The sequence below is a fragment of the Paenibacillus sp. FSL R5-0623 genome (assembly GCF_037974265.1).
Taxonomy (GTDB): domain Bacteria; phylum Bacillota; class Bacilli; order Paenibacillales; family Paenibacillaceae; genus Paenibacillus.
The window spans coordinates 3,775,343-3,799,160 of the sequence record NZ_CP150233.1; the positions used below are offsets into that span (position 1 = coordinate 3,775,343).

General features: G+C 43.1%; 15 protein-coding genes. 12 read left to right on the plus strand and 3 right to left on the minus strand.

The window, feature by feature from the left end; translation table 11 throughout:
• Window positions 1-195: 195 nt before the first annotated feature.
• The 3 genes from MKY92_RS16490 (at window position 196) to MKY92_RS16500 (ending at window position 7,512) form a co-directional block, all read left to right on the plus strand.
• Complete coding sequence (locus MKY92_RS16490; protein WP_339296946.1) at window positions 196-5,835, plus strand: DUF5695 domain-containing protein; 5,640 nt, start codon at window positions 196-198, stop codon at window positions 5,833-5,835.
• An 8-nt stretch (window positions 5,836-5,843) separates the two neighbouring features.
• The gene (locus tag MKY92_RS16495) at window positions 5,844-6,398 is read left to right on the plus strand and encodes a hypothetical protein (protein ID WP_339296947.1); all 555 of its coding nucleotides are present in this window, start codon (window positions 5,844-5,846) and stop codon (window positions 6,396-6,398) included.
• A gap of 85 nt (window positions 6,399-6,483) precedes the next feature.
• Window positions 6,484-7,512: an S-layer homology domain-containing protein gene (locus tag MKY92_RS16500; protein WP_339296948.1), complete on the plus strand. Its 1,029-nt coding sequence runs from the start codon at window positions 6,484-6,486 to the stop codon at window positions 7,510-7,512.
• Window positions 7,513-7,661: 149 nt separating this feature from the next.
• Here the strand turns inward: MKY92_RS16500 and MKY92_RS16505 are convergent, their stop codons facing one another.
• Entirely contained in the window at window positions 7,662-8,870 is a 1,209-nt protein-coding gene (locus MKY92_RS16505) for a sugar efflux transporter (protein WP_339296949.1), read from the minus strand.
• Between the two features lie 582 nt (window positions 8,871-9,452).
• Between MKY92_RS16505 and MKY92_RS16510 the strand changes: the two genes are divergently transcribed.
• The 3 genes from MKY92_RS16510 to MKY92_RS16520 all read left to right on the plus strand — a co-directional run bounded on the left by MKY92_RS16510 (window position 9,453) and on the right by MKY92_RS16520 (window position 13,072).
• Window positions 9,453-9,956 carry a sigma-70 family RNA polymerase sigma factor gene (locus tag MKY92_RS16510; protein ID WP_339296950.1) on the plus strand — a complete coding sequence of 168 codons (504 nt, stop codon included), beginning with the start codon at window positions 9,453-9,455 and terminating at the stop codon, window positions 9,954-9,956.
• A 1,010-nt stretch (window positions 9,957-10,966) separates the two neighbouring features.
• Entirely contained in the window at window positions 10,967-11,989 is a 1,023-nt protein-coding gene (locus tag MKY92_RS16515; RefSeq protein WP_339296951.1) for a glycoside hydrolase family 43 protein, read from the plus strand.
• Window positions 11,990-12,235: 246 nt separating this feature from the next.
• On the plus strand, window positions 12,236-13,072 hold the full coding sequence (locus MKY92_RS16520) for an alpha/beta hydrolase (RefSeq protein WP_339296952.1): 837 nt from the start codon (window positions 12,236-12,238) through the stop codon (window positions 13,070-13,072).
• A gap of 786 nt (window positions 13,073-13,858) precedes the next feature.
• On the opposite strand, the gene MKY92_RS16525 is transcribed toward MKY92_RS16520, so the two are convergent.
• Entirely contained in the window at window positions 13,859-15,067 is a 1,209-nt protein-coding gene (locus MKY92_RS16525; protein ID WP_339296953.1) for an IS110 family transposase, read from the minus strand.
• Between the two features lie 860 nt (window positions 15,068-15,927).
• Between MKY92_RS16525 and MKY92_RS16530 the strand changes: the two genes are divergently transcribed.
• Window positions 15,928-16,629: an SDR family NAD(P)-dependent oxidoreductase gene (locus MKY92_RS16530; RefSeq protein ID WP_310335857.1), complete on the plus strand. Its 702-nt coding sequence runs from the start codon at window positions 15,928-15,930 to the stop codon at window positions 16,627-16,629.
• Window positions 16,630-16,844: 215 nt separating this feature from the next.
• Window positions 16,845-17,306: a MarR family transcriptional regulator gene (locus tag MKY92_RS16535; protein ID WP_339296954.1), complete on the plus strand. Its 462-nt coding sequence runs from the start codon at window positions 16,845-16,847 to the stop codon at window positions 17,304-17,306.
• Between the two features lie 128 nt (window positions 17,307-17,434).
• Here MKY92_RS16535 and MKY92_RS16540 read toward each other — a convergent pair whose 3' ends face one another.
• A complete protein-coding gene (locus MKY92_RS16540) occupies window positions 17,435-17,908 on the minus strand; it encodes a tautomerase enzyme (RefSeq protein ID WP_339296955.1) in 474 nt (157 codons plus the stop codon).
• Between the two features lie 226 nt (window positions 17,909-18,134).
• On the opposite strand from MKY92_RS16540, the gene MKY92_RS16545 reads away from it, so the two are divergent.
• The 4 genes from MKY92_RS16545 to MKY92_RS16560 all read left to right on the plus strand — a co-directional run bounded on the left by MKY92_RS16545 (window position 18,135) and on the right by MKY92_RS16560 (window position 23,779).
• Window positions 18,135-18,692, plus strand: a complete 558-nt coding sequence (locus tag MKY92_RS16545; RefSeq protein WP_310335863.1) for a PadR family transcriptional regulator — start codon at window positions 18,135-18,137, stop codon at window positions 18,690-18,692.
• Between the two features lie 212 nt (window positions 18,693-18,904).
• Window positions 18,905-19,567, plus strand: coding sequence for an NAD(P)H-dependent oxidoreductase (locus tag MKY92_RS16550; protein ID WP_339296956.1), 663 nt, complete (start codon window positions 18,905-18,907; stop codon window positions 19,565-19,567).
• Between the two features lie 432 nt (window positions 19,568-19,999).
• The gene (locus MKY92_RS16555; RefSeq protein ID WP_339296957.1) at window positions 20,000-21,265 is read left to right on the plus strand and encodes a DUF1565 domain-containing protein; all 1,266 of its coding nucleotides are present in this window, start codon (window positions 20,000-20,002) and stop codon (window positions 21,263-21,265) included.
• A gap of 231 nt (window positions 21,266-21,496) precedes the next feature.
• Window positions 21,497-23,779, plus strand: a complete 2,283-nt coding sequence (locus tag MKY92_RS16560; RefSeq protein ID WP_339296958.1) for a helix-turn-helix domain-containing protein — start codon at window positions 21,497-21,499, stop codon at window positions 23,777-23,779.
• The last annotated feature ends 39 nt before the right edge of the window (window positions 23,780-23,818 follow it).

Consider the following 23,818-nt stretch of genomic DNA (forward strand, 5'->3'; position numbering starts at 1 on the left):
GGCTCCACGCAAGTGGAGTAACGTTTATAGGATTCGATTATCTTAACAATTGACTTAGAGATTCTACTTTAGACGAAAGAATGAACGTCATTTTCGATGGATCGGTCAAAGGTGTTTCGTAGAAGAAACTATACTTACCGGTTTGAGAGAATTAAACCCCTAATGAATATGATCACATATATACAGGAGGTTATAATGACAATGATTTCGAAGAAGTGGAAGCCGCTCATGATCGCGCTGCTCCTGGCATTTTCAAGTCTGCCGCTGCAGGTTAGCGCTTTGCCTGCGGCCGCGACGGCTGCAGCAAAGACCGGTATCTCCAATGCCAGCCTGTCGGCCAAAGTCGGCGACTTAGGCCAGATTGAGGAGCTTTATATCAACAACAATCCTGCCAATAAACAGGGAGAGCCGATCAATTTCGTCTTGCCTAACACTACATCACCGCAGAATGGTACCGAGCACCAGTGGATGGGTGAAATGATCTTCTCTTATCGTGCTGGTGACAGTGGACAATTCCCTGACAACAGGGACGGCTTTGTAGAAGTTGATACCAATAAAACATTGGCTGCCGGGGGATCTACACAATATTCGACCATTAATCCGGATAACCCCTATATGAACAAGACCGCAACAGCAGACGGCAAGAAGGTAGAAGTCAACTATATTGGACAGAACCTGAATTCTACAGACCAGCGGGTAATGAAGGGCTTCGATGTGAAATCCGTTTTTAATATGGAGACCGATGACGGTTCAATGCTTTGGGAAATTACGGTGAAGAACAAGAGCAATCAGTATATCGAATTCGGGGATATTGGCTTACCGATGCCTTGGAACAACAAATACCAGACCTTATCCGATACCTATGATGACCGTGTGACGGTGCATAATTTCGCAGGTGCTGACAGTGGGTATTCTTATGCCATCCGCACCAGTGGTGAGGGGAACTTCATGCTCTTCACTCCGGTGCCGGAGAGCGGCGCTCGAATCGAGTATGTGGATTATTGGATGCATGAAGCAGGAGAGCGACGTGCTGCAGACACCTTTAAAAACTGGACAGGAGACAGTGGCGGCTGGTATCCAGGGCTGAACGTGCTCTATATTCACTCCAAAGAAATCCAGAAAACGGGACGCGGATACTTCACTGATGCTTCCAGCCTCGTCCTAGGACCGGATGAGTCCAAGACGTATAAGTTCAAATTCTCAGCAGTCCGTGGAGGAGACAATACGCCGCAGGAAAGTGCCCAAAGCCCAAATAACAGTTCGACCTCGATGGAAGACCGTGAAGCCAATCTGCGGTCCATCCTATATAAATCAGGCATGATTGATGCCGTAGCGGTGCCGGGCTTCCAGACTGCAATCAATATGCCTGTCAAGCTAGACCTGCACTATGACGACAATATCGTTGATGTACAATCCATCGATATTCAAAATGTGGCAGAGAATGATCCGTTTGATGAAGCGCATATTCCGGATATCAAGCCTGGGAAGAGCAGAAAGGAAATGGTTGACAACTCGCGGGCCGGACGTGGACTGTCTAACGGGAACCCTGGCTACAACGAGTCGGTTGAGTTTGTGGAGACCAAGATCGTAAATGGTGAACAGCATCACATCTATTCGCTTCAGTTTGATTCGATCGGCAATAACAGCGTGCGTATCAATTATAAGCTGAAAGACGGTAACGAATGGGTGGATAAATTCACTCAATATGAATTCAATGTTCTAGCCGAGCTGGATGCAATCTCGGATGCCCATTCCGATTTCATGGTCCAGAAAACACAGGATAAAAACCCGGAAAGTCCGACTTACGGTAACTATTTCGACTGGTATCTTTCAAGCGGCATGGATCTCAACACAAGCCATTGGGGAGATGACTGGAGCCATGATAACATCAACTTCATGACGATGAAGAACTATCTGGCACCCAACCCTGATGAAATTCGCTCAATCGAATCATACCTGATCGACTTCATGTGGGAACGATATATGAAGAATACTCAGGATAGCTATATCGTTGCGAACTGGCTGAAAGACTCTGGAGCGTACACCGACAAAGATAAGCCTTATACACGTACCTTCTCCGAAATCATGGAAGCTACCGGATTTTTCAACATGTATCGGATTCAGAAGGCTTATCCTAATTTGATCGAGTACCGGGAATCGCCTCAGTTTTATCTGGAGAAAGCGTATAACATCTACTATAAGCGCGTTTCCACCGGGGCCATCGGATTCTATGGCGAGCAGCAAATCCCGGATATGATTGAAGCACTGAAGGAAGAGGGGATGCAGAACGAGTCAACCAATCTGCAGAAGAAGTTCGCCCTCGACAAGGGACGGAATATGACCAGAGCCACTTATCCTTACGGATCGGAATTTGAATATGACAATACTGGCGAAGAAGGGGCTTATGCAGCAGCGAAGGCTCTGCGCACGTACTATCCAGCAGACGCGCTTACAGGTGCAGCTGAGAAAAGTATGGAAATGGCCGATTGGAAAACACGTGCTATGCGCGGGATTCAGCCTACCTGGTTCCATTATTCCGTGCCCGTTTTCCGCGGCGGTGAAGGCTGGTGGAATTTCCAATATACTGCTTCTTTAGCAGGTTACATTATGGATGACTGGCTAAGGTATGAGAATGATGGCAGATCGGTGGAGCAGAAGGCCATTGCACAGCAGCGCAATTATGCCGCTAAGATTTCGAATTTCAATGCCGTCAATATGGGACAGATTTCGGCTAATTCAGTTGGCGGTACGTCTTGGAGATATTCGATGTATAAAGGAGGCACAGGTACGAAGGACGTATACGATGGCGGCTCACGCGTCATGAGTAACGGCTGGAATGATTTTTCGGGCGAATCAGAAGAAGGCCTCTATGGTTCCCTTCTTAGCATCAGCTCCGATATTGTTACAGATCCGATATTCGGGCTGTTCGGTTATGGAGCGCTGGTAACTGACGAAGGAGATAGCTACAATATTACGCCGAAAGACGGTTTCGGCAAACGGATCAATCTGATCGATGAGAAAATCTATTTGGAGCTGGAAAGCGATAAAGTAGAAAGCGCGCAAATTCAAAAAGATGGTAAGGGTTTTACTCTCCAGCTCCTGAATCCATCAGGGAAAGAGCATACTTCACGGATTTTGTTCGATGGAGTGGGGATGGAGAATGGCTACTATACCATGAAGCTGAATGGTGCAGATGCCGGACAGTTTTATGTTCAGAACAATGAAGGCGTTGCCATGTTTCAGATGGGTAGCGTGCAGCGTGCTGAATTGATCATTGAAAAGTCAGCCGGCGGTGAAAATGAAGCTCCGCAAATTACTGTAGAGCTGGCGACACAACATCCACAGGCGTTGATTCCATTTATGCTGAATGGGATTGTAACCGATGATGGCGCGCCGGAAGGAACTCTGTCTTACCAATGGGAAGTGGTCAGTGCCCCAGAAGGCGCCAAGCTAACCTTTACTCATCCGAAAGCAAGCATTACACAGGCTACGGGTACCAAAGCAGGCTCATATAAGGTTAAGCTTAGTGCAAGTGATGGACAACTGACTGGCTCCAGCCAGGTAATCTTCGAACTGGCTTCACCGCCGGATAAACAGCCTCCAGCAATTGGCCACGTAACTGCGGTTCAGGATGTTGCAAATAACAGTATCGTGGTATTGTCCGGGGAGGCCATTCCTGACCCTGTGCATAGCGAGGCAGAAGAACCCCAGTTGAAGTACACTTGGGCCGTCAAGCAAAAGCCTGAAGGTTCAGCGGACATTTCCTTTGTGGATGGTGACAAAACAGCGGCCTATGCGCGTGTAAGCATGGCAGGCACCTACACGTTTACTTTCAGTGCTGCAGACGGAGATAAGAAGGCCAGCAAGGATATAACGATAGAGATTAAGGAAGATACCGTTGACGTTTACCGGGCACTCAGCGTGGTCACCAAGAAGGATATTGAACCAGAACTTCCTAGACAAATCTATATTCTGTCAGAGGAAGGGTATCTAGAGCAGGAAATCACTTGGGATGCTATTGATCCAAGTAGCTATGCTAGTGTAGGCCAATTTGAAGCCAGAGGAACGGTCAATGGAAGTGCGTTGGAGGTATGGGCTACCGTACATGTCGTGAATACTGAGCTGCAAAATGCGGCGCTGACAGCCAAGGCTTCCGCTAGCTTCTCTGGTGGCGACGGTTATCCGGAAGCGATGAATAACGGCATTGAACCTAAAAGCTCGGCAGATTTCTCTCCGAACCGAGGTGCCCCCAACAGTGCATGGCATAACTGGGGTAGAGAAGGAGATCCAGCATGGGTGACGTATGAATGGGATCAGCCATTCCTGGCCTCATCCATGGATGTATATGTATTTCAAGACAACGGCGGGAACTTTCGTCCAAAGGATATGCAACTTATGCTTCGCGGCGAAGATGGGAAATGGTACACCCCGCGGGACATAAAGGGATTGGGCAATGAACTTAATAAATACAACACGACTACCTTTGAGCCAGCATATATTACAGGTGTTCGTATGGACATGAAGCCTTCCGTTAATGGCAGCGGTATTCTGGAATGGAAGGTATACGGCTATACCGGAGCGGTAGATAAGTCAGAACTGATTAAGGTCTATAACTATGTAAATACATTAAATACTTCGAACCTTGCAGATCCTGGTCTTGCGCCAATCGAAGCGGCGAAGACAGATGCATCTGCTGTGATCAAGAATATGAATGCCACAGACGAAGAAGTTAGCCTGGCGCTTGAGAAGCTGTTGATGGATTTGCGCCTGCTCAGTCCGAGAGACGGCAATATGGCCTTCCTCGCAAATGCTTCTTCCAGCTATACCTCTCCTTGGGAGAGTCTGGCTGCAGTACACGACGGAAAGAAAGATGGCAATAACATTTTGCATTGGGGAACCTGGGGCCATGAGGGCGCAGAGGAGTGGGTGCAATATGAATGGCCGCAGGGTGCCACCGTCCGGAGTTCGAATCTGGTGCTGTGGTCAGATGGCGGCGGAATCAAGCCGCCTACCCAAATTGTATATTCCTACATCCCGGCGGATAGCGCAACTGATGAATGGGTAACAGCGGGAACGGTTACGGAGGGAATCAAAGTGGTTGAACATACTCCAGCGGAATCCTCCAATCCGTACACGTTTGACTCGGTGCTGAATGTAAAGGCAGTGCGAGTAACCCTGACCAAGCAATCACAGGCAGACGATAACGGTGTAGGCCTATGGGAATGGGAAGTTCACCAGGCCGGATCCACTCAAGATCGCGAGGCTCCAGTAACACCAGCCGGGGTGGCACCGTCCGTTCTCCATGGAGATGACGGCAAACTGATCGGTGTGACAACAGAAATGGAGTATAGGAAGGAAGGCGAAGAAGAATATATTGCAATTGCAGGAATTGAGGTCACAGGTCTCACCGCCGGTAAATATTATGTCCGGTATATGAAGACCGGTTCGCTGAGCGCCAGCCTGGATAAGGAAGTCGTTATTCCGGAAGCGCAGACACAGGAGCAGGTTGCACCCGATGCGAGTGGGTGGGTAATCTCACACGCCAATTCGGATACCGGCATAAAAGGCATAATTGAGGGTTTGAATGATACGATGGAATACCGGAAGCTGGGCGAAGAAGACTACACGCCTGTTACAGATTCAAGTATCAACGATCTGGAGCCTGGCAGCTATCAGATCCGGTATGCAGCCACAGACAGCCTAAAGGCAAGTCCGCCGGTAACCGTGGACATTCGCAATGAAACCAAGGCAGACAGAGAGGCACCAACAGCGGAAGGACTCGTCATTAGACCGCCTACAGCAGCAGGCGGGAATGATGGCAGAATGAAAATGTGACTGTCGATATGGAGTACCGGAAGGTGGATCAAGGGGGCTACATGCCGGTGAGTGGAACCAGCATTGAAGGCCTCGAAGCTGGCAGCTACGAGCTCCGGTACGCCGGGACGGATATGAGCAATCCAAGTCCTGCTATCTTGATCGTTGTGCCTGACGGAACCAAGCAGGAGCAAAATCCGCCGTCCAGTGCAGAGGTCAAGGCTGTAAATGTCAGTGCAGCTGGAGCCAAGGATGGTAAGATCACTGGTGTAAGTCCAGTAATGGAATACCGGCAACTGGGAGTGGACGCTGGCAGCTGGAATGCGATCACAGGCACAGAGGTTACAGGTCTTGGCAACGGAATCTATGAAGTGAGATTCAAAGAGACGGCAACTCATTATGCGAGCCAATCCCTTACTGTCGTTATCAGCAATCCAGTCATCAATCCGAAGCCTACGGAAACACCGCCGTCAATGGATGCACCTGTGTCAGTGACCACACCTTCACCGGTTCCTGAAAACATCAAAGTCGAAGGTAATTGGATTAAGATTGTGGCACTAAAAGACGGATACCAAAACCGGTAAAGCTAAAGGAGCACCCATCCGGCAGGAAGACCTTAATGAGGCTCTGGAGCATGTAAAGGCGAATAGCAATAATATTAAAACAATTATGGTGGATATTCCGAAAGCAGAGGGAGCCCATTCCTATGCGGTTGAGCTTCCTGCAGCTGCACTAACCGCAGCGCATGCCAACATCAAGATCGAAATTAACACGGAATTTGGAACCATTGCAGTACCTTCTAATTTGCTAAAGTATGTATCAGATGCCAAAAATGTGGAACTGTCACTGAGCCGGCTAGATACTGTAAAGCTTCATTCAGATGTAAAATCAGTGATAGCCAGCAGACCTGTTATTGCATTCGCTGTCCAATTAGATGGAGAAGAAATGGCAACCTTGAATGCACCGGTTGAAATCAGACTGCCTTATACTCCTGATGTTGAAGAATTGGCCAATTCCAAATACCTTACAGTTTCGTACATGGCTGCAAATAGTACATTTGTTCAGCTACTGAATGGTAAATACGACAGTGCTCTACAAGCCATGGTTTTTCCAGCGGCAAATACAGGTCAATATGCAGTTGTTTATACGAAGAAGTTCTTCAATGATGTCATCAAGGATTCGTGGTACGCACCAGCAGTTGAAACAATGGCGTCCAAAGGATTCATCGACGGGACATCAGCAACAAGCTTTAGTCCTGAGCAAAAGGTCACAAGAGGTGAGTATCTAGCTTGGTTGGTAAGGACACTGGATCTCAAAGCAGAGTTCAACACCACCTTCAGTGATATGAAGCGAACAGACCTTTATTATGAGGAAATCGGAATCGCCAAAGCACTCGGGATCGCCCTGGGCACGAACGGCAGCTTCTATCCGGAAACGGAAATTGCTAGACAAGATTTGGCTGTGCTGACCATGCGGGCTTTACGAGCAGTGGGCAAAACCGAGCAGACCCATACAGCCGAGGATCTCAAGAGATTTACAGATGCGGCAAATGTAGCAGAGTACGCAGTTGATGACATGGCTGCAATGGTTAAAATGGGTTTCATAAACGGGCGAAGCAATGTCACCTTGAGTCCTGCTGGAACGACAAGCAGAGCAGAAGCTGCTCAGGTTCTGTGTAAGATTTTCTTGCAGCTATAATTAAAGAAACCGACCTTGATCCTGTTTCATGCAGGACCAAGGTCGGTTTCCTTTTTAGGGAGTGCTTCAAGCATGATGCCGTGCCCAATGTTAATTACCCATACCTGGAAAAACTTAAAAATCTAAATTATCCCGTTGAATTGGCGTAGTTAAGTCGAGATTTGCGGTTCATCTACAGGCTGTCGTCCACTTACCACAAGCATAATTACAGCAACAATGATAAGTATAAAGCAAAAGATAAATGAGTATCGGTAACCCACAATGCTGGCTACTCCACCACCAACAAGACTACCAATCAGCCTGCCGATAGTGGATGAATTAGAATAGAGTGTGGAAGCATATCCCGGCATACTAGGCAGCAGGTCCTGAATGTAGCTAATTCCAATCGCAGAAATGACCGCGACAAAAACAGCGAGCAAAATTTGTGCTGCAAGCATTTGCCACATCTCGTTCGAGATAAGGATAACGAAATAATAAGCTCCTCCAAAAATAGCCCCGCAAAACACCAAGATTCGGTTACTATACTTTGCACTAAGTAGACCGAGTACAATCATAAAGGGAATTTCCAGCGCAGCACATATACTGCTGACTAAACCGACATGACTTGTCGTTCCCCCAAGATTGTTTGTAATAAAGAGAGCCGTGTTTATGGTGCTCATCCAATGAGCCGTATACATGAGTATCATAATGAGAAAAGGAATTAGAATATCCCGGTTTTGAGCCAGTCGGAAACTTTTTATATTCGCTTCAGCATTACTGCTCTTCATTTCTGTGTTTGATTTGAGAAACAGGAAAACAAGCAGAGCTACGAGCAGGAAAGCTCCGATCGTCCCCAAAAAAATCCCCTTAAATCCAATAGCAGTGAGTAATAAAGTGCCGATTAAAGGACCTGTAATAAAGCCGAGAGAGAAAGCAGAACGCAAGGTGGAATTAGCAAACGCACGCTCCGTAAAATGACTCTTTATCACTGCTTCTCTGGAAATAGCGAACAACTGGGGCATCCCTAGTGCACCAAGGGCAGTAAACACAGTCATGTAAATGAACAACATCGGAAAATCTTGAATGAACAAGTATCCACTGAAGGCCAGGACATTAGAGAGAGTAGAGAAAAGATAAATGCTCTTCCGATTCAAGCCGAGGTCAGAACGTCTCCCGATTAGCGTACTGATCCATATTCCTGCAATTAGTGTAACAGCTAGATAAAGACCAAACATTCCAATAGATACGCCAAGCTGTTCCGTGAAATAAATAGATAAAAAGGGGGTACTGAGTGAAATGCCCATTCCCTGTAATGCCATACACATAAAGAGTAAAGCATACGAAGGAATGGAAAATAAGCTGATGAATCGATTGATCATAGTGTAAAATTACTCCTCAGAATTTGTTGTTGTGTAATCACCATACATGACCTTGCTTTATCTCGTCTAATTGCATTTTACTGGTGAATTCTTCACATCCACTTTGGGAAGCTAATAAACGCTCACAATCATGGCTGAATAGAATCAATCGTACATCTTTATTATGTATTAAATGACAACACAAACAATATAACATTCGTGCCAAATGCTTGCCTAAACCTACCATAGACTCGTGTGAGTATACAGTAAATTAAAGGCATTTCCCGGAAAAAGGAGGTTCCCTTTTCACTATCAACAGGTTGTTATTAAGGAAATACATAGTCATTTCTAAGACAGTACATGTGGAGCATGATCGAATGCCTCATTCTGCTGTAAACTATGCTTGAAGCCACCAAAAATCCCTTTTACAAGATAGGGGGATGAGCGTTAAAGTTAACGCAATTAAAGACAGGCGATAGATTTAAAAAGATGAGGTTTCAAAACAAATCAGGTGTACTCAAATCAGCTTTAATTTTGTTTTATAAAACACACAGATGCGAACTCCCTAAGTTACCATTTTGTTGTTAGAATATTTTTCTAAACATGGATGAGGAAACCGAATACAGAATTAAAAGAGTACAAGCGGGCGAAATTCAGGACTACGTTAAGCCTGAGGTTTTTTTCTCCGCCTGGCTCTACAAATTGGCCTATCATCACTACATAAACATAATCCGTCGAAAAAAAATGCAACAGAAATGGAATTTCAGATTAATGGCTCAAGATCAATCTACCATTAGTCCTGCAGAAATGCTGGATAGCCAACTCTTTAACGAACCACTAAGCCGGGCGCTTGAGAAACTAAATGTAGTTGAACGGAACCTATTGATTCTGCGCGTTTTTGAAGAAAAATCGTTTGCTGAAATTGCTGGAATTCTGAATAAAAGTCCCGATGCCAGGGATAAGAAAACTAATTACGTTACTTACCATCGAATTGTATGGAGGGACGATCACAATCATTTGTTGTACGAAATATCGAATAATACTGACAGCGCTCTAGGTAAAGAGGATCTGGTCAAAATAGCTGAAGAGATGATTACATCTCGTTAGTGTTCTAAACAACAAACTCAAATACAAAGTAAAGAGTGAGTACAGATTATCTAAGCAACATTCGCCGATCTCAGTCGGAGAGCACTTTTGTTCAACATTAATAATCTTTCTTACCCTTGAATCCAATCCATAGTAACGATAGAAGATTTGCTTGGCTCCAACATGGATGCTCCACCTAAATAGGTATCCCCGAAGATTCCTTTTTGATAAACTTGGCAAAAAGTTGACTTATAGACGGGATATCTAACTACAATTCCAGTTTTTTGCCGAGGAAGGAAATTCACTGGAAATGGGCGAAAGCTTTACAGTCGCAAGTCTATTATCAAGATTCGCAAAAAGGGAAGAAACTGGAGAGAATTCCAGTGTAGACCGATTCGTCGGAGCGATTCTCCATTTCGTCCACAGGTATGTATGGTGACGCTATCCTAAATGTTTACCTAAGAACGGCAGGAACGACCTATTCGTGGTCAGAAGAGGCACAATGAACACGTCTAATTTTTCAAGCTAATACGCGCTTTCCTCCTTTTCTGCACACCCTCATATTCGATTACAGCAAAAGGCCACCCGCAATCATTTGCGCCAGCGGCCCTTTTTTCTTGGCCTTGTTGTGCGGCGACACAAAACAAGAAGCAAAACGCGAGCAATAGGTGTATATTTCCAATATAATCAAATAGGCGGGAATTGTACATTTTTTCGGGGAAAGATCTTTATTATGTGTATAGGAAAGAATAAGCGGGGCTTATACAATAACATTAGAGATTGTAAACGCTTGCTTTGAATTCTGAGGATGCAATCAATGAATTACCGTAATCGCTGGATACTTGAGCGCTATTCTGAACCGAGCGCGGGAATGCCTACATGCTGGACGATGAAGCGCCTCCCTTGTTCGCTTGCCTCAGCCAGCTGCTTCACCGGCGTCTACCTGGGGCTGCGCGCCTTGGGCAACGGTACAGAGAACACCAGCCCTAATTATGAAGGATTCTATTATCCAATACCAAAGGAGATGCCTTATGAATCAACAACAACTACCTAAGCCCCACCAGCCGCTCGTAACCCACATCTTCACTGCGGACCCGTCCGCCCATGTCTACGAGGGCAAAATCTACATCTATCCTTCCCATGACCTCGATCATGACGAGCCGAGCAACGATAACGGCGACCAGTATAAAATGGAAGACTATCATGTCCTCTCGATGAACAACTTCGATTCCCCTGTGGTCGATCACGGCGAAGCGCTGCATCTGAGAGATATTCCGTGGGCCTCCAAGCAGCTCTGGGCACCGGATGCCGCTTATAAAAACAATACCTATTACCTGTTCTTCCCGGCACGGGACCATGACGGCATCTTCCGTCTGGGTGTGGCAACATCAGAGTCTCCGGCAGGCCCGTTCAAGCCGCAGCCGAATTATATGGAAGGCAGCTTCAGTATCGATCCAGCTGTACTGGTGGATGACGACAATCAGTCATACATCTATTTCGGCGGACTCTGGGGCGGACAGCTGGAGAAATGGCAGACCGGCAGCTTCATGCCAGATGCAGAAGGACCGGGTCCTGACCAGCCAGCGCTTGGACCGCAAGTTGCACTGCTTAGTGACGACATGCTGTCCTTCCATGGCAAGCCTGCAGAGATATCGATTGTCGATGAAGACGGGAATCCGATTCTGGCCGGGGATGAGGAACGGAGATATTTTGAAGGCCCATGGATCCATAAATATAACGACTATTACTACCTGTCCTACTCCACAGGAACCACGCATAAGCTCGTATATGCGATCGGCAAGAACCCGATGGGACCATTCACGTTCAAGGGCGAGATTCTCTCTCCAGTTATCGGCTGGACAACCCACCACTCCATTGTACAAGTTGAAGATAAGTGGTATCTGTTCTATCACGACAGCTCCCTGTCGGAAGGCGTCAACCACAAGCGCTGCGTTAAATATTCCGAACTGAAATACAACGAAGACGGAACGATCCAGAAGATCAATCCTTATCCGGGTGTCGAGTTAGCGGAAACAGATAGGATTACAAAATAAGGCATAACATGAGGCAGCTCCTGACGGGGCTGCTTTTTTGATAGATCAGTTGTGTTACTCAAACTTGGAGAAAATCTCTGCTGAACAAAGAATATTTTTACTATGAGACTATGTGTAGAACAGGAGAAAATGATTTACAATGAACGATTCTATTTAATTCTTGGGTACGATTGACAATAGTAGATTGCATATGTAGCATTTGAATAGTAACAATTAAACGATCATAACTAAACGGAGGGATTTTCCATGGCTAAAGTAAACGTAGGCGAAGAGAATGCACAACCAATTGAACTGTATTACGAAGATCATGGCGAGGGGAAACCCATCATCCTTATTCATGGCTGGCCTTTGAGTGGAAGATCCTGGGAGAAACAAGTACCTATCCTGATTGAAGCGGGCTACCGTATTATCACGTATGATCGTCGTGGTTTTGGTCAGTCTTCCCAACCTTGGGATGGTTATGAGTACGATACTTTTGCATCTGATTTACATAAATTGATTTTGCACCTCGATCTGCGCGATGCTACACTGGTTGGGTTCTCCATGGGAGGCGGCGAAGTAGCTCGCTATATCGGAACATATGGAACGGAACGGGTTTCCAAAGCTGTATTTGCAGGCGCTGTTCCTCCTTACCTGTATAAGTCCGAGGACAATCCACAGGGAGGATTGGACGATGCAACGATTGCTGAATTCCAAAATGGGGTTAAGGGTGATCGTCTAGCCTTCTTGGATGGATTTACAAATAACTTTTTCGCTGCAGGAGATCGTACAGACCTTGTGAGCGAGCCGTTCCGTCTATATAACCGGGATATTGCTGCTCTGGCATCCCCTAAGGGTACCCTGGATTGCATTGCTGCCTTTGCTCTTACCGATTTCCGTCAGGACCTGGAGAAATTCAATATTCCGACCCTGGTTATTCATGGCGATTCCGATGCCATTGTGCCGCTTAAAGTCAGTGGACAACGTACACATGAATCTATCCCTGGCAGCCGGCTTGTTGTTGTAGAAGGTGGACCACATGGCTTTAATGCGACACATCCTGAAGCATTTAATGCAGCGTTGATCGAATTTCTGAAGAGCTAAGCTTTGATTAAAACTGGTTAGAATAACATACGAAATAAAAAAAGAGCAGGACACCCTTTTGGAGTAGGGTTGTCCTGCTCTTTCAACGATTACAGAAATTCGACTGTATCATGTTGTTCCCGGACAATCCTGGTTGTATCAACCTTGTTGCGCAAGGAAGCGACCGCTTCTTCACTCCATGACGAACCAAAAACCAAACTCAATGAGTTATTATCAACGACTTTCCATACTGAAACACTGTCTGAAATTAATAGTACTTTGTATACGCCAACTAACCTGTATATTCTAATGAAGAGGGCTTCGTTCGAAGATAGAAGAAGACCACCTTAACCCTAAGTTTGATAATTAATCTAAGGCCAGGACATATGCATATATAACAATCGAAGAGCTGAACAAATTGAAATATTTCCATTATATATTGCATGTACTTCAACAGCTGAGCTTAATACCGTTACTGAGTATGTAAATATGTCGAGGGGCAAGAACATGGTCCCTTTGAAGTTGCTATTTTAGCGACTTTTTTATTTTATCGGTACAAGTTCTTGTCCCAAGCCAAGGACAAGAACTTGTACCGATTGCCGGAATGGACAAGAACATAGTCCGATTACCGATTAGGCATATACCTAAACGGTTCTTTTCCTCGTTAATTCATTAAGCTATACCAGCTAATAGCTTGTCAATATTTCCTGCAAAACAACTCGAAGACCTGTGTTATATTGTTTATTAGGCATGCCAAACAACCCTCCAACTCGGGTTTTATTGGAAGGTTATTCCATTATAATTCTTCTATACTGGACGGAATGATTTCTTACTTTTTAAAATGGCATACAACCAATGAACCAGCTTATTCGCACATGCCACTAAAGCCACTTTGTGAGGTTTTCCTTCAGTTCTTTTGCGTTCGTAAAACTCTTTCATCCGAGTGTTACGAGAACGGATTAGGCCACACTGCACCGCCATAACTAGTGCATATCTAAGCTGCCTGGAACCACGTTTGGTGATTCGATTCCGAGTCGCTGCAAACTTACCTGAAGCAAAAACGCTTGGGTCGATGCCTGCAAAGGCAACCAGCTTCTTTGGATGATCAAACCTGTCGACTTCTCCAATTTCCGATAAAATTGTTGCAGCAATTTTAGGGCCAATACCGGGAATCGACTGGATTAAATCATACTCTTCAATCTCTGTAGCCAGGGCATCTATGGTCTGTTCCAACGCAGCAAGATGCTCTTGGTACTGAAGAATAAGACAGATCAAGATCTTAAGATTAATCAAGTGGCTCGCATACATCGTTTGCTGAAATGGGTTTTGTTTTGCAGCATCGAGTAACCGTTGGACTCGTTCGTTAATCCACCTCTCTGATCGACCACGTTTTGAAGACAGGAGAGCACTGATTGTATTTTTAAGTGTCTCTTCACTGACCTGTAGAACAGAGGATGAAGTCGGAAACTCATGTAAGAACCGAAGGGATACTTTAGAATACATGGCCCCGAAAACACCTTTGTACGCTGGGAAAACCTGATCTAGAACAGCTTGGAATTGCAGTTTCGTCTGCACGCACATCTTAGAAAAGGATTCGTATTGTCGCGTCAGATAACGCATATTAAGCAGTTGTACACCTCTTTTTTTGAATGGTTCGAAATCCTCCCTATAGTAAAGTTCACCCAGAAGATAGGCATCCGCAGCATCTGTTTTCACTTTACGAAGATTGGTTTTTCGAAGGCGATTAGAAATGAGCGGATTGATAACGATGAATAAATAATGATGCTCCTCAAGGAACTGAACAACGGGGCTTTGATAATGCCCGGTTGCTTCCAGAATTATTATTGGTCGACGTCCTGATGCTTGTTCGACGTCCTGAATAGTTTGAAGTAATATCTTGAGACCATCCCTTGTATGTTCAAAATGAAAGGTCCCTCGGTATGGTTTTCCTCGATCGAAGAAAGCTTGTCCATGGCTTTCTTCTTTAGATATGTCTAGTCCTAAAACAGGGTTCATTTTATCTCTCCTTGAAATAAATTTACCGGCAGCCCCTATGAAACTCCTTGTCGCTCCACAGCATCGCATGTGATACGGGATCTATGTCCCAACCAGCCTCAATCATGGTCATGACAAGTAGGGGTGAACATTATAGCGCTCGGGATCAAAGTCCCACGGGCAGGTACGTTCGACCCGGCTACTCTAATCCTCGAAGCTAATGCAAAAAGGATCAACCAGAAAGATATGGTTGATCTCATAATACGAACGGGCAGGTTAGTTACAGTATGTGGTACTAGTGTCGAGGGACAAGAACATGGTCCCATTGAAGTCGCTATTTTAGCGGCTTTTTTATGTTATCGGTACAAGAACTTCTACCGATTGCCGATTAGATCCATACCTAATCAATGAGCACATACACTTTAAAACCTCTTTAAGGACCATAATACACGAAAATATTCAAAGTGTATGGAACAACTGGCACGCTTAGAGGAACACATAGGCAACTAGGTATTAAAACAGTGAAATATTGATACAGAAATTAGCTATTAAGAACTGCAGAAAAGGGCTAAAACATTGTGTCATTATCGGTTAGATTTACATCTAAACAGCTTAGCTCATACTACTTAGCAAAAAAAAAGCTTGCCATACGAGAGAATCTACCTTAAACTGTTGATACATCAACTGTTGATATATCAACAGTTTTGTGTTTTTTCTAACTGAATATACAGTTGTTCAATTTGGTATCTATGCGAAAGGGGGCTAAGAGCAACGAAATACATCAGGAGAAATGTGATCAGTCGCTTATGAAAATGGAAGACAAGGAATAACGTTACGGAGCAGTGAACTAAAGATTGCCCGTTAGAAAAGGAGAATAACAGATGACTAAGACAGCATTAGTAACTGGTGCGAATAAAGGTATTGGATATGAGATTGCAAAGCGGTTGTTAGAATCGGGGTTTCGTGTTTTAGTTGGGGCACGCGATCAGGAACGAGGAGAAACGGCAGTAACTGCGCTCCAAGCATTTGGGGATGCACATTTGGTATTGTTAGACGTTGCTGACTTACACAGTGTTGATAATGCTGTAAAAACGATTACTGAAAATCATCCAGAGTTATCGCTTTTGGTAAACAATGCTGGTATTCCAGGAGATATGCATAAAGTTGGATGGGAGTTTGCGGTAGAGGATCTGCAAGCAACTCATCAAGTTAACTTTATTGGTCCTTTTGCACTTTCAAAAGGCTTGCTTCCCCTATTGATTGCCAATAAAGGCACGATTCAAAATATCAGTATACCAATTGAGCCGTTACCTTACTTTAATGCATTTGCCTATACAACATCCAAGGCTCCTTTAAATGTCATGACAAAGTCTTGGGGAATGAGTTTTGAGAAAGAGAATATACCTGTAGAGATTTTCACAGTGATGCCAGGGGCGGTTTCAACAGATTTGAATGGGCGTATGACAGGAGATTATGTGAAGACACCTGTTCAAGCTGCGGAATTAATCGTTAACTTTGTTCTGGATGAAGAAAATCACAATGGACAGGTTATTAATTACGACGGTACTTTATCAGTATACTGAGTTTACTTATCGATGTTCTAATTTCAAATTTAAAGCCCTTCTCCACTGGAGAGAGGGCTTTTAGGTTTGGATGATACAATGGAAGAACTATAACTTAATTGACTTTTGCGAAGCCTCTAACTTAACAAAACGTTGTGTCTAAAGAGCCTAATTGCTTGTAAAATGAGAATTTAAGTTGTATATTGACAATACATTGCAAGCCGTTAGCAATAAATATGATTAAGAAAGATGTGATGGTTTTGAGTAAAGATTGGTCACAGGAGTCCACGTTATTATACGAGATGTATCGTGTAAATAACGCTATAAATACTACATTTGATAGCTACATCAGCATTAGCCAATCTCGCTTTGAAATACTCGCATTGATATATAAAGAAACCGAAATCAGTCAAGGTGACTTACAAAAAAAAGTGACACTTGACAAGGCTGCCGTCGCTAGACATCTCAAACAGCTTGAAGACCATAAAATCGTGTCTAGAAGAAAAAAAGATGAGGATAACCGTATTATTTTAGTTCAATTAACTGATTACGGAAGAGAATTAATTGAAACTTCACAAAAGGAAAAAGAACATTTTGCACAGGAACTATTAACTGATATTAGTGATACAGAGCTTACTTTACTTCGAAAAATATTAGGTCAATTAAATAAGAATGTTGAACAAATGAAGGAAAAGTAATTTTCATATTAAATAAAATCACCGCCATCTTGATGATAAGATGGGCGGTGTTTTTATTATAAATAGTGTTTCAATATTTGATCCTTTCCAATAACCTCATCGTATTTAAATGATGATTCATCAAATTTCTACCCTAAAATGTTTTTTTGGATCGCTTTTATCTTCTCGTCAGTAAACACGCCTGATTTAAGTAAATCTAAAATAGAAAGAACACCGCCACTAGAACCCCAGCTTCCATCTTCAATGACTTGAAAACTTACCCACCAGCTAGGAGAAGGTTCCGGAACCTCAAGAATAGTGGTGAGACTACGTAGAATATTTTCAATGACTTCTTTACGCACATCGTTTGGCCAATCTCCATCCATTACCAACACATTGAGCGTAATGACATCACGCTCAGGCTGATCCGACAAAAGCTTACCTCCGATAGCCATGTAATCTTTTGCACGCTCTGTGAAATGGACTTGAAAGCCTTCTCTTGCAGGGGGACAAAATTGTCCAACTTCAGGGACTAATACGGCATCAGTTAGAGCTTCAGCCAGAAGAACACGTTGTTTCTCGGAAATCCGTCCAGTAGGGAAATTCACATTAATAATTGTCACAAAGATACACTCCTTCAATGTGTTCAGAAAATAAAATGAGTCAGACATGTTTACATTTTGCCGGCAAATCAACTATAAACTCTTCCAAAAACCTTGTCAATCAAAGTTATTTAATTAATATATATTATAATAATATATAACGTGATAATGCTAAACCACCTGGGATAAGATATAATATAATCTGATTTAGAAGAAGTGCATTAACTGGATTTAGGAGGAAACTGAAATGGCAAATCGACCGGGGAGAGCCAACACCAAGTTTGCTGTGTTAGGCATTCTCGCCCTTGGACCACATACCGGTTACGATATTAAACAGCATATGGAACAAAGCACGAGTTATTTTTGGAATGAGAATTATGGGCAAATATATCCCAGTTTGGCGGAACTACTAGACAACTCTGATATTAATTTGGAAGTGATTCGTCAAGACGGAAAACCTGATAAAAAACTTTACAGAATAACAGATCAGGGAAGAGAGACATTGTCTCAATGGCTATCTCAGCCAACAGATTATGTGGTAGATCTCAAAAAAAACGAGTTATTATTACGAGTTTTTTTTGGCAATAATGTTTCATCTGAGAAAATCATCATGCACATAGAGGCATATCAACGTAAACTTGAAGAGAGTTTAAAAGTATTTGAAGAACTGGAAAAATGGCTTCTTAATATGGAGCACAAGGATAATAACTACAAATATTGGATGATTACAAATCAATATGGAAAGAATCACTTCACCAGTTTAATCCAGTGGTGTAAAGATAGTATTATCATTCTTAAATCATAATGATTGGATCTTGATCAAAATACACTCTTAGAATAGTTCTTGGAACCTTCTTGGGTTTATCCACGATTCTATGGGTGTATTTTTTTTGTATTACACATAAACTTATTTCTCTTGCAACTGATCCGTTCTTGTTGTATATTTGTTGATATATCAACGTTGATCTATCAAGGAATATACAACATAGCTTGGGGAGGCTTAAATAGTGAGCATTATTGAAGATAAAAAAAAATGAGATTTTAAGCGCGTACCAATTTAGACATGCCTGCAAAGTTTTTGATACTAATCAAAAGATTTCGGATGAAAACTTCCACTTCATTCTGGAGACGGGAAGATTGTCGCCCAGTTCATTCGGTCTAGAGCCGTGGAGATTTGTTGTGGTTCAAGAACAGGAACTGCGTGAGAAGTTAAAACCGGTTGCTGGAGGTGCTCAAAGACAGCTACCTACATCAAGCCACTTGCTATTTATATTGGCTAGAAGAGAAAGCGAGTTGAAATTTGATTCCGAATATGTAACTAAGTTAATGAAAGAAGTTCAGAATATGCCCGAAGAAGTTGTTAAATTTGTTTCCAACATGTACAGAATGTTTACGGAAATAGAGCTTGAAAATAACGAACAACTTATTTATGAATGGGCATGCAAGCAAAGCTATATTGCAATGGGGAATATGATGACAGCAGCAGCTCAAATCGGAATCGATTCCTGTCCAGTAGAAGGTATTGACCGGGAGAAAGTGGCTTCCATATTCCATGATGAAGGAATTATGAACAAACATGAATTTGGCGTAGCGTGTCTGGTTGCTTTTGGCTATCGTTCTGAGGATCCACATCGTCAAAAAACCAGACAAAGTATAGAGGAGATTGTTGTGTGGAGATAACTCTACATAATTAAGCAGTAATGCAGCTATTGAATTGACAGTATCCATTTGTTTCAAGAAAGTACTGTGAATTTCTCTACAACCAGGAAATCCAAACTCATTCCCACTGAAGGTCGCTATTATATAGCGGCTCTCTTTATGCTGAAAATTATTAAAGCACAAGAATTTAGTCGAATTTTCGGCTACATTAGAGTGGTATCTGATGGTGGAATAACTTAAGAAGTCATGTCCTACTAATAATACGATAAATTTAGGAAATATTACCTATGTAAGAATTTTGTAATAAAAACGATATAAGAATAGTGATAAAATTTTGAACATATTTGGAGAGAGGGGTTAATTACGGATTGATCATTACATCTTTGGTTAATGAAAAATGTCTAGATTAGAATCTGTAACCAAAAATTCATTTGGCGTGAGGAGCAATTTTCAATGAAAAAAGTGACCACTTTATTGGTAATCGGTTGTATGTTAGCAACCTTGTTTATGACTTTTTCTGCATATGCAGCTGGCAGCCCAACCACTTATTACGTTGCCCCAACGGGTAGTGACAGTAATTCAGGAACAGCAAGCAAACCATTTAAAAGTATAATGAAGGCACAGTCAATAGCTTCTTCTGGTGATATCGTATATATTCGTGGAGGAGTGTATGACGATTTTGAAATTGCAAGAACCGATAGCAATTATAATTATGTACATGATATGACGAAGAGCGGGATTACCTATGAGGCTTATCCTGGAGAAAGACCTGTGTTTAATTTCGAAAATGTACCCACTAATTTGCGTGTAGCTGCTTTTCTGATTGGTGATAAAGTAACTGGCATCACGTTTAAAGGATTTGATGTGACTGGTATTAAAGTAGGGGATCAAGCGCAATCAGAAGCTTTTCGAATTCGGGGGCAAGCCGATTTCATGAATATGGCAGCTTATGATAATGAAGCCATAGGGTTTTACTATACTGCTAATGGGACCGGAACCGTTATGAATTCAGATGCATATAACAACATTGGGCCAACACCGTTATCTGCTGGAAATATTGACGGATTTGGTGCGCATGGAGGAGATGTTTCATTCATTAACTCCCGTGCATGGAATAACAGCGATGATGGATTCGACAGTATCAGTTCAACAGGAACCGTAATATATGACCATTGCTGGTCGTTTGACCATAGAGGTAATCAAAACGGTATCGGCGACAAAAATGGTTTCAAAGTGGGTGGTTATGCATATAGAACAACCGGCTTTCCAGACCCCTTACCCGTGCATACTGTAAAATATTCCTTAGCTGCGAATAATGGAGCTAATGGCTTTTATGCGAATCATCAGCCCGGACAATCAGCTACTTGGATCAATAATACGGCCTTTCAAAATAGTAGAGCCAATTTCGATATGCTAGAACGCGCTAGTCAAACAGACATAACCAATATCCCCGGTTACAGAGAAGTTTTACATAATAATATCGCGTTTATGGGCACTACAATTATTCATGACAATAATTTACCGGAGAATGTGACTAATAATTCTTGGACGATCGATGGAGGGTTGGAGATCACGGCCAAAGATTTTGTAAGCCTGGATACGGCTCAACTATCTGCACCAAGAAAACAAGACGGCAGTTTGCCTGATGTTACATTTATGCTTCCTGTGAATTCCAGTCCTCTTTACCAATACAATCTAGGGTATCTTGCTGATAAGTAAACTTTATTTCAGACCGTCGATCTTGATGAAAAGATCGATGGTTTTTTGTAGTGAGCAACATCCAATCAAGATGCTATTCTCTCAAGGTGGATAAGTTTTTTTAAAAGTAAAAAGAGTCATGGGCATTATATGAGAAATGCTGTATTGAAAAATTATGTAATAAAAGGATTAAGGCATAGTGATCAAGAAATAATATAATATTGTAGATAATGGAGAATAGAGGAGGCCCCTATGAAACTACGTTCCCCATCTTACCTATGGAAGCTGTTACTATTCTCAATTCTCATAGGGACGCTACCTGTAATTGTGCTAGGCACATTTTCCTACTATAATTCCTCCTTGAATGTACAAGAAAAGGTCAATGAGAGCAACAAAGTACTTCTCCAACAAACTCAAATGGGCGTGGAGCAAATCCTTCGGACTGTGGATAACTCGGCAACACAATTTTTGCAATCACCGATTGTAAGTAAGGCCTTCTCCAAACCAATCACAAATCAAGATTTTGAAATGGTACATGAGCTGTATAAAGGGATCGCAACCATTCAAACCTACGAGCTAGGTATTAAGGAAATATACTTATTCAGTCTTAGCAAGAAGTGGGTTGTTACAAGCGTAGGGGTCAATGAATATAGTTCTCCCAATTTCATTCCTCAATTGGAAATATTCTCTCGCGAGCAAGTAGGTTCTTTCTGGACTAGAGGACCGAATGACATACCAAATTCTTCGGAGACGGTATATTTCGTGAAAAAAGTTCCGTTTAACGCTGTCAATCCGAAAGGCATCATCTGTGTTGCGCTTTCTACCGATGTGATACAACGAAGTATGGCTATTCAAAACAGAAAATTGGGAAACGCTTTCATAATGAATCACAACTTGAATATGATTCATCGTACGGACGGGGGTGAACTGCCGGGAAGCGACATGTCTGGGCAACCTCATCTGCAACCATTAATGGAGACACAGGCTAATATGGGGCAATATGTGTCCAAGGTAGAAGGACAAAAGGTAACTGTCACGTATCGCAAATCTTCCTATAATGGCTGGATTTATGTGTCTGTAGCTTCTAACGAGCAATTGAACGAACAGAACCGAATTATTGGCTGGATCACCTTACTCGTTTGTTTTCTTATTTTGATTATTACTTTAATCATTGCCTGGATTGGATCAAAAAGAATGTACAGCCCCATTCAGTCCTTATATGCTGTCCTTGCAACAGTTGCTTCTCCTAAGGAAAAAGAGAAGGCTACCAGCGAGCTGCAAATTATCGGAGAACGCGTGGACAACTTGATTCGCAATCATTCACAGATCCTCAGCGAACTTCGAGGCCAACAGACGCAGCTTAGAGAGTTTTTTATGCATAAATTGCTCGCTGGCGAGATCAGTCATACAGATTTTGAGGAGAAATTAGAGTTGTATGGTGTGGAGTGTACATGGCCGTCCATGAGCCTGGTTGCCGTTCAAATCGATACATTGCAGAATACACGCTATGAAGAGAAAAATCGGGATTTGCTCATGTTTGCCATTAGTAACATGGTCGGGGAACTTGTCCCAGGGGAGCATAGGCTTGTGCCGGTAGTGACAAGCGATTCTCAAGTGACTTTGATAGGGGCATCCGAACAAGGTTCAGTGTTGAAGCAGGAGCTGTTCACATTGTCTTTGGACATCCAAAAAGCCATTGCTCAATATCTTGGAATCCGAGTGAGTATTGGAATTAGTCGTCCGTTCAACACTTTTAGCCACACCAGGCGAGCGATGCAGGAATCTATGACGGCATTAAAATTCAGCGTGGGGCTTGGGCAAGAGTCGATTTTATTTATTGAAGATGTGCAGCCCCAACAGAATGATCTAAGTATCTTTCCTCATGACAAGGAGCAAGCCTTGTTTGATTCCATCCGGGCAGGGAACCTTGCGCAGTCAGAAATGGAACTGAAAAATTTCATCGCGGAACTGTTTGCTTCCAATACACCGTTTCAGGACTACCATTTATCATTGTTACGACTTCTGGTCAATGTTCTCAAATTCGGACAAGAGTTATCCATTCTGTCGGATCGAATAGCAGGAGATGAATCATCACTGATCCAGTCATTGTTCAAACTTCGTAATGTCAGTGAGATGGAGAACTGGTTTTGGACATTATTTGTGAAGCCTTATACTGAAAAACTCGAAAATCGTCGTGAAACCCAGTTCAAACATATATCTGAAGCCATTATTGACATCATTCAACGAGAGTTCGATTCAGAGCTGACGCTAGAAAATTGTTCTGCACGGATTAACTATCACCCCCATTATGTGAGCCGTGTTTTTCGTCAGGAGACGGGAGTCAATTTCGGGGAATATCTCACGCAGTATCGTATGGATATCGCCAGGAAGTGGTTGATAGATACGAATATGAAGATTGCTGAAATTGCGGGACGCCTGCAATACAATAACTCCGCGAATTTTATCCGCTCTTTTCGTAAAACAGTAGGCACCACGCCTGGAAAATACAGGGATCAACATGGAGGTCAATCTTAATTTATACAGAAAACACCCCACAGGTTACGCTGCTGAGAG

Coding starts and splice junctions, on each gene's coding strand:
- MKY92_RS16535 (WP_339296954.1), top strand. CDS start 16,845: ATGATTAAGAAAGATGTGATGGTTTTGAGTAAAGATTGGTCACAGGAG.
- MKY92_RS16500 (WP_339296948.1), top strand. CDS start 6,484: ATGGTGGATATTCCGAAAGCAGAGGGAGCCCATTCCTATGCGGTTGAG.
- MKY92_RS16520 (WP_339296952.1), top strand. CDS start 12,236: ATGGCTAAAGTAAACGTAGGCGAAGAGAATGCACAACCAATTGAACTG.
- MKY92_RS16505 (WP_339296949.1), bottom strand. CDS start 8,870: ATGATCAATCGATTCATCAGCTTATTTTCCATTCCTTCGTATGCTTTA.
- MKY92_RS16555 (WP_339296957.1), top strand. CDS start 20,000: ATGAAAAAAGTGACCACTTTATTGGTAATCGGTTGTATGTTAGCAACC.
- MKY92_RS16495 (WP_339296947.1), top strand. CDS start 5,844: ATGGAGTACCGGAAGGTGGATCAAGGGGGCTACATGCCGGTGAGTGGA.
- MKY92_RS16525 (WP_339296953.1), bottom strand. CDS start 15,067: ATGAACCCTGTTTTAGGACTAGACATATCTAAAGAAGAAAGCCATGGA.
- MKY92_RS16490 (WP_339296946.1), top strand. CDS start 196: ATGACAATGATTTCGAAGAAGTGGAAGCCGCTCATGATCGCGCTGCTC.
- MKY92_RS16515 (WP_339296951.1), top strand. CDS start 10,967: ATGAATCAACAACAACTACCTAAGCCCCACCAGCCGCTCGTAACCCAC.
- MKY92_RS16560 (WP_339296958.1), top strand. CDS start 21,497: ATGAAACTACGTTCCCCATCTTACCTATGGAAGCTGTTACTATTCTCA.
- MKY92_RS16545 (WP_310335863.1), top strand. CDS start 18,135: ATGGCAAATCGACCGGGGAGAGCCAACACCAAGTTTGCTGTGTTAGGC.
- MKY92_RS16510 (WP_339296950.1), top strand. CDS start 9,453: ATGGATGAGGAAACCGAATACAGAATTAAAAGAGTACAAGCGGGCGAA.
- MKY92_RS16530 (WP_310335857.1), top strand. CDS start 15,928: ATGACTAAGACAGCATTAGTAACTGGTGCGAATAAAGGTATTGGATAT.